The 12,492-nt window shown below is 38.8% G+C and carries 8 protein-coding genes; 7 read left to right on the top strand and 1 reads right to left on the bottom strand.

Annotation, left to right across the window (positions count from 1 at the left end; all coding sequences use genetic code 11):
• Positions 1-60 precede the first annotated feature (60 nt).
• From AC0LWM_RS04425 to AC0LWM_RS04410, 4 genes are all read left to right on the top strand, one after another.
• On the top strand, positions 61-405 hold the full coding sequence (locus tag AC0LWM_RS04425; RefSeq protein ID WP_474673693.1) for a hypothetical protein: 345 nt from the start codon (positions 61-63) through the stop codon (positions 403-405).
• Between the two features lie 374 nt (positions 406-779).
• Positions 780-3,839 (top strand): Ig-like domain-containing protein, encoded by a 3,060-nt coding sequence (locus tag AC0LWM_RS04420; protein ID WP_474673692.1) that lies wholly within the window; start codon positions 780-782, stop codon positions 3,837-3,839.
• A gap of 231 nt (positions 3,840-4,070) precedes the next feature.
• Positions 4,071-6,602, top strand: a complete 2,532-nt coding sequence (locus tag AC0LWM_RS04415) for a hypothetical protein (RefSeq protein WP_474673691.1) — start codon at positions 4,071-4,073, stop codon at positions 6,600-6,602.
• Between the two features lie 23 nt (positions 6,603-6,625).
• On the top strand, positions 6,626-7,174 hold the full coding sequence (locus tag AC0LWM_RS04410) for a hypothetical protein (RefSeq protein WP_474673690.1): 549 nt from the start codon (positions 6,626-6,628) through the stop codon (positions 7,172-7,174).
• Positions 7,175-7,224: 50 nt separating this feature from the next.
• Here AC0LWM_RS04410 and AC0LWM_RS04405 read toward each other — a convergent pair whose 3' ends face one another.
• Positions 7,225-9,654 carry an O-antigen ligase family protein gene (locus AC0LWM_RS04405; RefSeq protein WP_474673689.1) on the bottom strand — a complete coding sequence of 810 codons (2,430 nt, stop codon included), beginning with the start codon at positions 9,652-9,654 and terminating at the stop codon, positions 7,225-7,227.
• A 607-nt stretch (positions 9,655-10,261) separates the two neighbouring features.
• Here AC0LWM_RS04405 and cysC point away from each other — a divergent pair.
• The 3 genes from cysC to AC0LWM_RS04390 are packed head-to-tail and all read left to right on the top strand — an operon-like array spanning position 10,262 to position 12,483.
• Positions 10,262-10,861, top strand: coding sequence for an adenylyl-sulfate kinase (gene cysC, locus AC0LWM_RS04400; RefSeq protein WP_474673688.1), 600 nt, complete (start codon positions 10,262-10,264; stop codon positions 10,859-10,861).
• A gap of 18 nt (positions 10,862-10,879) precedes the next feature.
• Complete coding sequence (locus tag AC0LWM_RS04395) at positions 10,880-11,656, top strand: sulfite exporter TauE/SafE family protein (RefSeq protein WP_474673687.1); 777 nt, start codon at positions 10,880-10,882, stop codon at positions 11,654-11,656.
• A gap of 11 nt (positions 11,657-11,667) precedes the next feature.
• Positions 11,668-12,483: an ABC transporter permease gene (locus AC0LWM_RS04390; protein ID WP_474673686.1), complete on the top strand. Its 816-nt coding sequence runs from the start codon at positions 11,668-11,670 to the stop codon at positions 12,481-12,483.
• Positions 12,484-12,492 lie beyond the last annotated feature (9 nt).

The following is a 12,492-nucleotide window of genomic DNA, read 5'->3' as shown; positions in this document are numbered from 1 at the left end:
ATTGCCCCTTTTACGATACAATAAGGTTTATACAACCTCACTACACTAAAGGAGAACGCTATGAAAAAAATACTTTCCAAGGCGCAAACCGACTATCAGAACGCCAAGCAAACCTTCGAGCGGTGCAGCCGCATCATGGAGATAGAAGTTGAGAAAGCTCGCATGCTGCGTAACGATGTAACCCAAGCCGAGATGGAGAAGCTTGTTGTTGAAACGGGTTTCCATGCTGCGTACTCCGATCTGCTTGACGCAGAGAATGAATTGATCAAGTGGTCACATTCGACGATCAAGCACGAGAAGATCTATAAGGAAAACCGTCAACACTTCGACAATTTGTTTGAGCAGATCCCTTCGAACCCTCAAGCGCGCCAGACTGTACTCGATCTTGCGATGCGTATTCGCTAATCCTTATGGAGTAACATAAGACGCCCACCGAGGCGTCTTTTTTTCATGCAGATTTATTGGCAAATGTTTCGTAATGACGGAAATGATAGACCGATGTATACTATCTTACGTAAGCAACACATACATAACTAAACGAATCGGAAAAAAAATTAAATACATCCGCAACTTTTCCCGAAACATTGCGTTTAATATGATGTGGTTATGAAACGAAGAAAACTGAGGTGCGCAAAAATAGCACTTTACGCCTAATGGAAGCCATTGTATAATGGATAGGGTGGACTCAGAATCTCGTTTTTTTGTTTACTAGTTTCTGCGGCGACGCAGACCTTTAATAGTTAACAACGCTCAAACTCTGGAAAGGGGGTGAATCGGCTATGAGGGAAACGAGCTCAAATTTAAAACCCATTCATTTATCGAAAGATATTCGAGGAGGAGACAAAAAGGTTATGAAGAAAATTTTATCCGTAGCACTATCCACGGCAATGGCGTTCTCCATGTTCGCATCCGTAGCATTTGCTGACGAAGCGAAACTGGACACGCAAGGCAAATATGACTTCCTTAAAGAAAAAGGCGTATTTAACGGTAACCCAGACGGTTCCGCTGCCCTTGACAAAGAAATGACTCGTGCAGAGTTCGCGAAAGTTATCACGAAACTCTATGGCCTGGAAGAAATCACAGGTGTACTTACTTACAAAGACAAGAACTACAAAGAAGGCGTATGGTTCGTTCCTTTCATCGAAGCAGTTACTAAAGCCGGTTTGATGGAAGGTAAAGGTAAAGACCTTTTCGATCCTAACGGAAAAGTAACGGTTGAAGAACTGGCTAAAGTTCTTACTATCGCTCTGAAACTTGAAGTTCCTACGGACGCTGACAACAGTGCTTCCCCATGGGCTAAAGGATACGTAGCAGCAGCAGTTAAAGCTGGCCTTATCCCTGCAGATGCTAACTTCAAAGGCAACGCGCTTCGCGGACTGCTTGTAGACGCTTCTTACATCGCTTACCAAGCAATTGAAGCGGCTAAAGTTAAAGTTGAATCCTATGAAATCGTTGACGCTAAAAATGTTAACGTAACATTCTCGGACAAAGAAGTTGAAAAAGTTGCTCTGACAACTGCTCTTGAAGTTGGCAAAGAAACTGAAATTAAAGTAACTCACAAAGGTCAAGAGTATGCTGTTAAAGTAACTCTTGCTGCTTTCCAAGCTGAATCGGCTAAAACTGATAACTTCGCAGAAGTTGACGTAACATTCAACCGTGCAGTAGACGCAGACTCCCTGAACAAAGACAACTTCTTGGTTAACAAGGTAGCTCTGGGAAGCAAAGATACACTGACTGTACTTGAAGACGGCAAAACTGTTCGTATCTTCAAATACGACGGTTTTGTAGCAGAATCCCAACAAAACACGTCTAAGAAGATTGCAGTTTCTGGAGTGAAATCCAAAGACGGCGTGGCAATGGCTGCTTTTGAACAGGACGTTACATTTAAAGATCTGGCTTTCCCAGAACTGAAGAGCGTTAGCGCTGTAGGTAATAAGCGTATTGTTCTTACATTCAGCGAGCCAGTTAAAGATGTTGCTGACACGAAAATTTTCTCGAACTACAAAGTAGACGGTGCATATCTTGTTGGATCCGGAACTCCGGAAGTATCCGGCAGAACTGTAACGATCGATCTTGCAAGTGCGCTTTCTGTTGGCGAACACAAAGTATCGGTTGTTAGCAACAAAATCAAAGATTATGCAGGATTTGCTTCCGTTCCTAGTGATGTTGCTTTCACTGTGGCTGAAGATAAAGTAGCTGCTACTGTTGAACTGGTTAGCGCTTCTCCTGAGAAAGTAACGATTAAGTACTCTAAAGAAATTAAATCTGCTTCCGTATATTGGATGAACGGTTCGACTAAAAACACTGCAAGCAGTGTTGAGGTTGATAGCGCAGATAAAACGAAAGTAACTTATACTTTTGATAATAGCTTTGGTCATGCTTACCTGCCGTTGACTCAAACAAAAGTATTTGTTGAGAACGCAACTGACTTCTTTGGCAATGTATCTTCTAAAGCCGAGTTCCAAGTAACGGCTACACCTGATACTGCACGTCCAGTAGCAGTTTCTGCTGAGTCGTCCAAAGAAGGAGAAATTATCGTAAAATTTGATAAAGACGTGTTCGTACCAGGAACTAACTACCCTGGAACATCTACTGCTGCCGGTGGTACTATCACTGTTAAAAATAAAGATGGTGCTAATGTTGCCGTTACTAAAGCGGTAGGTGCGAACGCTAAAGAAATTAAACTTTCCGGTTTGATTACTGATCTTTCTCCAGGAAATGGACCATACATCGTTACTGTTGACAAAGTGGAAGATAAATCTTCTTTGAGAAATCAAAGCTTGACTTATGCGTTCACAGTTTCTGTACCAGATAAGATTGCACCTTCGATCACTTCTGTAACTTATGCAGCTGGTACAAATGGAACAATCGCTGTGAAATTCTCTGAAGCAGTCGATCCTTCCACTGCACTTGACTCGAATAACTATGCATACCTTGAAAATGGAGTAGGATATGTTGGCCTGCCTACAACTGCATCTTATGAATTGCTTCCAGATGGCCAAACTGTAATCATCACTATTCCTGGAAACGCATGGACATATAACAATCAAGCTCGTACAGTTCTTAACTTGACGGCGGCAAACGCGATCAGCATCCGTAATATCAAGGACAAAGCTGGCAACACGATGGTAGCAGCGCTTTATAATGCAACTGCTCAAACTGAGAGTGCTCCTGTGTTTACTGTTGCTAATGCATCCGGTAAAAACCAAATCAAAATCCCTGTAACTGGTACAATGCCAGCGACTGTTTATGCGGGAGACTTTGAAGTTTATGCTGCAGCTGGCCCGAATGTGGCAGCAGATAAACAACTCACAATTACTGGAATTTCTGTTGATGGTTCCAATCTTGTACTGAACGTTTATGAAACGCTGCAAGCTGATGGACAATACAAAGTTAGTGATACTGTAACAAGAAATGTTTATGTAAAAGCAAAAACAACTATTGCTGGAACGAAAACGGCTACTGGATTGCCGATTTCCGGAATCACATCGGTTGGTCTTGTTGACAATATCGGTCCAACAGCTAACCAAAATGTAATCGTTAATGCTGGTACTGTTACTGTAACGTTTGATGAGGCTGTAGCATTGGATACTACTGTATTAGCAGATCCTACGGCTCTTGCACTTGCTTTGACAGTAAAAGATGGTGATGGTCAATTGGTAGCTAACTCTCAATACACTGCTGCAATCAACGGTGCTGGTCAATTAGTTATCACGTTCTCTGGAACTTATAGCAAAGCAATTACTGAAATTAGCTTGCCAGGTTTTGGATTGAAAGACGGTGCTGGTAACAAAAATAATGCGTTCAACGTTAACACTAACGGTGTGACTGTTCGCTAAGATCTTACAGTTATCGTAATTTAAAAGAAAAAGAACCTACGTTTACGTAGGTTCTTTTTCTTTTAATACGTATGGTGGTGGTGAAACTTTTCGTAGGGATAAAGCGTCTAAGTTAATAAGAAGTAAATAACAAATCGATACATAATCGAACAAAGAAGCCCTGTGCTCATTGAATTTATTTATGATAATTTTAAATAAATGAGCTAGAACAAGATGGAGGTAAAATCAAAGATGTCAAAAACGAAGTTTAATAAGTTTTTGCGTTTACAGCTGGCTGCAAGCTTAGTATGCTCAATTGCAATTCCAAATGTTGCAGCGGCACAGAATTCGAATGTTACGACACTAGCTGCTGCCCCAAAAGAGACAATTTTTCGACCTGCCGCTCTAAATAAGGTGAATATTTCGAAAAAAAGCTACATCGAAATATATGATTTAAACATGATGCAGACGGGTCAAGGGAAAACAATTACATTTACCCTATCTTTCACTAACAAGGATAATTCCGAAATTAATTTCATTGATTATTGGATAAAAGCCAGAAATAAAAATGGAAGCCAGTACAAGCCTGTATTAGTTCAACAAGACAAAGACAAAAAAAGAATTTTAGCAAATGCAACTACAACTTTTCATTTCTACATGAACGTAAGTGATAATGTGAAGCTAGAAGATCTGGTCTTCGATATCATAAAATGGGATTTTTCGGCAAGTAATTTTGAAAAAACAATTGGAAAAATTGTAGCCCCCAAGAACTATAGTGTAGATGTTCCAGTCGGATCTAAAGGAATTATTAGAACTTCAGGAGCAAAGCTGAAAGCAAACGTCGAAGGATTTACCATAAATGGGATTGATGAACACAACCTACTTTCGTTAAATTTATACCTTGAGAACATCGGATTTACTGCGTTAGACAATATAAATTACAAGTTTATGCTGAAAAGCAAAAGCGGGCTTCTATTTCCGCTGAGTACAACTTCAATACAAACGGATGAGAAGTTACTTCCTCAAGACAAGAAACAAATTCAATTAAATGCACTTTTACGAAAGAATGTTTCTTTAGATCAAATGTCTCTTGTTATTGCTAAAGAGGAAGAAGCTGATAAAATAACGACTTCACTTGCTTCACTAATGTTACCTAAAGCAACTACAGACAGCACTGTAACTCCATTTAACCAGGAAAGAACCTTGACTGTTGACAATACAGCTCTTAAAACATCAGTGAAACGCGCATTAAATAATACAAACCAGAATAGCCAAAATGTTACGGTTACTTTTAATATGAGTAATAGCGGAAATAAATCCATTACGGTCCCAAATTATGAATTTGCCATTCGTACGACAGATGGCATTACATATCCAATTACGACTAATGCACTTAATAATCTGGTGATTAACCCGCGCAATGATAAAGAATTTGTGCTATCGGCCAAGATGCCAAAAGAAATTAACATTAATAATGCTGTTCTTCTTTTATACAACCCTAAAGTGCAGGATAAACCGGACCAGTTGAGATACCCAATTGCGTCGTACAAACTACCTGACATGTCTAAAGGAACTCCAACTGTTGGTACACAGTATCGTTACACGAATAGCAACGGCGATTACAATTTTGAATTACAGTCGATTCAACGTTTACCGATGAACGATCGGGATGTTTTGGCAGCAAAAATCAAAATTAAGAACAATTCTCTACAAACGTTGCCAATGATTTCCGTAGATGGTTTCTTTAATCTTGATGGCTTTAAACAAGACAGCGAAAAATCTTTTGTAATTGTGCCTGAAAACTCTGTGAACATTAAACCAATGTCAGAAGTAATTATTTATCTAGTTTCTAAAGTACCTTATACAGCCGATTACAAATCTATCAGTGTATCTCTACAAGAGAAACTAGGCGAAGAAAAAGCCGATATTACAGAGCTGGGAAATGGAAAAGCTAATGATGCGTTAAAAACCATCGGTATTGGAGACCCATATATTGTACCTGAACCCGGAAGAAATACGTCTCTATTAATAAATAAAGTTAAAGTATATAATGCATTAACGACTAATTTGGTATACGCTGAGCTTGTAGAGCAGAATCTAGAGAAACGTAACACATATCTGCCAACATTAATTGCGTATTATCAAACAACTGATGGCTTATATTTGCCGGCAACCATTACATCAACAGAAGAAATCGTACAACCTGAAGGAAAGGTGCTTACAGCGATCTGGGTCAAGCTTCCTAAGGATTATAGTGCAGGAAATACAAAACTTATCATTGGAGAAGCGGTAACAGATAACTCTTTTACACCTGTTAAGGGAGTACCGAATTATTTTGTCAATGCGGCTCAGTTGGATATTCCATATGCTGATGAACCGGTAAAAACAGATTTAACGGATCTGGGTATTTATCCGTATACGATTTCAATTAATAATTTCGAAGCTGCCTTATCAGGCTCTACAGATTTAAAGGCTCATTTCTATTACACATTAAAACGTAACTCTGACTATGATTTCGTTGTAAAAGGCCATAAGTTAAATATCGAAATTGTAGATACAAGTACAGGAATTGCATTCAGTAAATCGTTTTCGCTTGAAGAAGGAGGAGACTCCATATTGAATTTAGGCGGAAACACAGCAGAGTATTCTATTGCTACTGCCGGTGCTATAGCTAAGGATAAATTATTCGGCACCTATAAAGTGAATGTTTATGACGAGTTTGAAGGACATAAACGCTTGCTTGGAACTAAGAGTTATTATTATACTCTTCCTATAAACTATTAAATTATTAATGTAGGAGGAGAGAGATGATAAAGTCGTTGCCCAAAATATTCGTAGTTCTAGGGGCGTTGGGGATTGGAATAGTATTAGGTTCAATTGTTTCGTCTAATGCGGAAGGAATCGAGTCTGGTAATAAACCGGGCTCGATCATTGACCCTGTGGTGACTAAAAGCTATGTCGATGAGAAAGTTCAGCAGATCGTTAAATCGGAATTAGGAAAACAGACCGTAGATGAACAAAAAATGCAGCAAATGCTTGATGATTTCCGCAAAGAAATGAACCAAAAGAATCCAAGTACTAATAATATTGAAGTGGTTACAGTTGGAGCTAAACAGAAATTAATTCTGGCTGAAGGCGCTGAATATATTGTTAGAACAGGCAAGGCTGTTGTTCATAGTGCAGATGGCAGCGGAGTATCAGATTTAACATCGGGTCTAGACATACAGAACGGGGAAACCGTTGAGAAAAATCATCTCATACTTGTGCCGAGAGAGGGACGAGGGGTTATGCCAGATCCTAAGCAGAAGAACGGAATTATAGTATTAGTACGCGGCAACTATTCTATTGAGGGATGATAATACAAAAACCACGTTTCAATCGAAACGTGGTTTTTGTATTATGGAATTCAAAAATTGTAATTCACAATGCCTTCAAGATATTCTTTTTCTCTCGGGTCAGCTTGGATAAGTTTATCGTATACTGCATCATCAGACTGATTCATCTTCGTAAGCGCGGCTAAATACCACCTTGCAAGACTTACATTGGTTTTATTGTCGAGAACTTCAGGTAGGCTTTGTTTCAAAGTTATAACCGCATTCGAGTAATCGCCGCGAATGAAGTAAACTTGGCCAGCAACGAGACTCATATTCGGTGTTATACCAAATGGCCTTCCCTGAAGTTGCCCCTTCGGCAATAATTTTAATTCCTCTGTCTTCCGATTAACCGTTGAATATAACTCGAGTAATTTATCCCACTGTTGATTTTGTAAATCGGACTTCTTATCTAAACGCGCTTTGTCACCGTGTTCGAAGAGCAGTGACATTGATCGGTCATACATATCGATGTCCCAAGGTAATTTCGCCACCCCTTCTAAGGAGGCATTCAGTGCACGTGTCTTGTCACCCATTTTCATTCCAATTAAAAATTCTCGATCAATAAAGGAACGATTATTCGGCTCATGTTGTTTCATAAGTTCGATCAAGCGATTAGCTTCTTTGCTGAAAATCTCGTTATTCGTTTGATCATATGCAGATATAAACAAATCGATTTTCTTTAAATTTATATCAGGATGGTATGGTTGTATTTCCAATGCCTTGTTCAGCGGGACAATAACTTTTTCAAAAGTTTCACTGGCTGTAATGCGCTCTACAGTATCCCTATACAAGGCATTTGCTTTCAAGTTAAAAAGCATCATATAAACCATAATAATTGCTACAATACCAGTAGAAATCGGATAAAGAAGTCGAAACGGCGATTGTTTCTTTTCGTTATCAATATTGGTGACTCGCGACTTAATACTTGATATCATACCGCCCATGCATAAAAAGATGAGTACTGCCAGGTAAGCATAACTTATGTCAAAATCAATAGCGCTGTGGACGAGCAATGAAATGGCCACGATATAAAAGACGAAATGACGCTCACGTTCCTCTGTTGAACTTTTAATATAATTACGAATGTAGCTGTAAAACACCCATGTCAGGAAGAGAAGCAGTACTACAAACCCGACAATACCGGTTTCAACCAAACTTTGCATTAAAAAGCTGTGAGCCTGACGGCTTGTATACGGGTTGTTCTGATATTTCTCGTATAACACTGCCCACCCGCCGCCGCCTGCTCCGAAGGCTGGGTAATCTTTAACAAGTTTGATTGAGTCTTTGTAAAACGTGAAGCGTTCGAGTACGCTGTTTTCGTTGAAGTTAATGCCCTCAATTCGTGTTTTGATTGTACCGGGCAAAATCTTTGTAAATCCCGTATTTCCAAAGAGTAGGAAAACACCGATACCGCCAAAAATGATAAAAATCGCAGGTAAAGCGATTGGCGAAAACTTATTCTTGCTGAACCGCTCCAGTTTTTTTTCAAGCCATGGCGCTAACCAAGTATGGATAATAAATACGATGAGCGTGGTAGCGATCGAAGCTCCAAGGAGCAATCCCCAACTAGACAAGGATGGAGAATCGAATGGGCTTAACGTATCAGCTTGCCAATCAGGAGTTGCGGTTGGGAGCACTTTATTGGCGATTAGCATGCCCCATTCAGTAATTTTGCCGGAGATAGTAAGTGTAACAAGACCGGCTATTCCAATATAGATGACGGCCAACAGTTGTCGTACCATCGGGATGAATGGAAGCACGAGCAGGAAAATGACCGGCAGCACAACGATTCCGCCGCGTGAAAGAGTAAGTAGCAATGACAAGATTAAAGGCACAAGCATGAAGCCGTGAATGAGTATGTATGACCTTTTTTGTAGAGTAACGAGATAATATATACAAACAAACAGAATGGCAATAACGAAAGCGGCGTAACTGTTCGCATACTGAAATACTGATGTTAATCGAATGCCTTGATCGAGCATAACGGCATCCCTGTAATATACGTTGCCGAAGAAGTTCGCAAAACCGAAAAGTACAACAATGTAGCCAATGATTGTAATCACGTTCTGTAGCACAGCAGATCCGAACCGGTTGACCGCATAATAGGCGCCGAATACAAAAAAAGCGGCGTACATGACATTAAGATACAACATATTCAACGATAAGTGCGGGGAAGCAGCATTGCTCATTGAAACCGCATAAGTCAATGGAATGAGCCAAACGATAATGCTTAACCAGTCTCGACTGTTGCTGAGCTGCCAGCCTTTGAACAATCGGACGGAAACGATGAGCAATAGTATAGATGCCCAAAGGACAGAGAAGTAAATGCTATACTCGTAGTAGATTTCGTAACCGTTGAATAATGCGAAATAAAATGGAGCGATGATCAGAAACAGCATTACCATGATGGTCTGCAACCAATTGATAAATGATGGCTTGTCTTTTTGAATATAGGGTAGCATAACGTCCTCCAAGAATTATAATACTATGTGGTTTTTTCTTGTTTAGTATGACAATTATCCTCACAATGAAGGGCTGTCATATTATTGCGGTACTTGTGGTAACCAGACTACCGAATCTATTACCACTAGATCAGGTGGAAAATAATCTAGCGATAGCTGAATATGATTCCTTTGTCCGAGTTTTACAGATTTGCAAAAACCATGTGAAATTGCGAAAGCCAGCAACATTAAACAATTTGAGCTAAATCAAGTAAAGATAGCTTTTCGTTATTTTTCTTGCGAAAAATCCCTCCCAATTGAAATCACAACCAAACGGCCAGCGATATTTCTTCGAAATAGAAAATGAGTAAAATAATTCCATAAAATAAGGTATCGCCGTGACTTTTTTTTTGTTAATATTATATAGAGTAACATGCTTCGACATTTGACCAAATATATTCTTATAGGGATCAGGACATTATGTCGTAAATTTGCGGAGATACATATTATTTTAACAAGTTTTTAAGGAAAAATCACATCCCATCCTACATTTAACCAAAAATGTTATCACGATGTATTTTCGGGGTTCTTGAGAATGCAAATATTGTAATTAATTCGGAGGCTAGCTATGGAAGAATCACAAAATGTATTTTGGTCTACAAGTAAAATAGCACGAGAGGATCGATATCGGTTAAATCAACATAAAAGCTGTATTCTTTGGTTTACGGGGTTATCTGCGTCAGGGAAGTCGACACTTGCTATAGAGTTGGAAAAAAGATTATTCGAACAAAGAATCCGTTCATATGTGATGGATGGAGATAATATACGATATGGATTAAACAAGAACTTAGGCTTTAGTCCCGAGGATCGTAAAGAAAACATTAGAAGGATTGGTGAGGTTGCAAGACTGTTTGTTGATGCAGGATTATTTGCGATTACATCTTTTATTTCGCCATATCGGGGGGATCGCGAGATGGTACGACAGCTTTTTGAAGAAAATGAATTTATTGAAATATTCGTAAAGTGTAGTTTGGACGAGTGTGAGAGACGTGATCCTAAAGGGCTTTATCAGAAGGCTAGAAAAGGAATTGTTAAAGATTTCACGGGGATTTCTGCCCCCTATGAAGAACCGATTAATCCGGAAATAATTGTTGAAACTGATCAACTATCAATAGAACAGTCCGTTTCCAAGATCATGAATTATTTAAAAGGTCGAGATTTCCTTTAGTTTTGAAAAACAATTATTATGGAATCATTTATAACAACACCGATCGTTGGGTTCTTTGTTGGTATTTTAGTTGGTTTAACAGGTGTAGGTGGGGCAGCCTTGTTAACACCAATACTCGTGTTTTTGGGCATTAAGCCGATTTTGGCTATAGGCACCGATATGGCGTATAATGCAATTACTAAATTATTTGGTACAATTCAACATATTAAGCAAAAGAATGTGAATGTGACCTTGGTAGGTCATTTTTCCTTGGGTAGTATTCCAGGGGTGCTTATATCTGGCGTAGTTATTACAAGATACGGTGAGTATCTTAGGTCGAACGAACGAGTAATAATAAATATTCTTGGATTTACATTAGTTATTGTAGCGCTGGCAATGCTATTGCAGATTTTAATTTTCAAAAACGGTGTCATCAGACCTTTGAATAAAGAGCAGATTGGTAAACGTAGAATTTTATCAATAATCCTATGTTTCATATTCGGATTTGTTTTTGGGTTAACCTCAGTAGGCTCGGGTTCATTGTTCGCACTAGTGATATATTACATGTTCAGAACAAGTGCTGCTCAATTGGTTGGAACGGATATAGCTCATGCCTTTCTGCTTGCAAGTGTAGCAGGGGCTATTCATATTTTAAATGGAAATATAGACTTTCAATTAATGTTCGGGTTATTAATTGGATCAATCCCCGGCGTTATTCTGGGAAGTAAGCTATCGTCAAGGGTGCCCAGCCAATATTTGAAAATAATGATAGTTGGGATTATTCTTATTAGCGGTATACAGCTAGTTATAAAGTAATGGAGGAGCTTATGAGAGATTATTATAGTCCATTATCACTATTAAAATTTATCTGGTGCAAACGTGATTTAATTCAACAGTTTGCCAAGAGAGATATCATCAAGCGCTATCGAGGTTCGTTTTTTGGTATTCTGTGGTCGTTTATTACCCCTATAATAATGTTGATTATATACACATTCGTATTCAGCGTCGTATTTAAGACAAAATGGGGCATCGAACAGGGAAGTAAGTTAGATTTTGCTGTTATCTTGTTTTGTGGAATGACTGCTTTTAATCTATTTTCAGAAATGATTACTAGGTCTCCTAGTATAATCACAGAAAACGTGAATTATGTAAAAAAGGTTGTTTTCCCTCTGGAGATCATGCCAGTTGTCGTTCTTTGTTCAGCGTTGTTTACCTTAATGATAAACGTATTTATTATTATCTTATCATTATTGGCTATCTATGGAACCCTTTCATGGACAGTTATCTTGTTGCCCATTGTTATATTGCCAATAGTGTTCATTTCGTTAGGTTTGAGCTGGTTTTTTTCTTCATTGGGCGTTTATTTTAGAGACTTGGGGCAACTTATCAACGTATCGATTGCCGCGCTAATGTTTTTAAGTCCGATTTTTTATCCTGTGTCCAATGTTCCTAAAGATTTCTTGGTTTTGTATCATATTAACCCAATTAGCTTTGTGGTAGAAGATTTGCGTAATGTGATGATTATGGGGAAACAACCAGATTGGAATTGGCTTTTTATTGGCAGTATAATCGGCCTGATCATTTTATATTTGGGGTATATTTGGTTTATGAAAACAAGAAAAGGTTTCGCTGATGTCCTTTAAAAGAACCAG

It is taken from the genome of Paenibacillus sp. sgz302148 (assembly GCF_056120465.1).
Note: the sequence above shows the minus strand (reverse complement) of the source record. Positions and strands in the feature narration are given on the sequence as shown.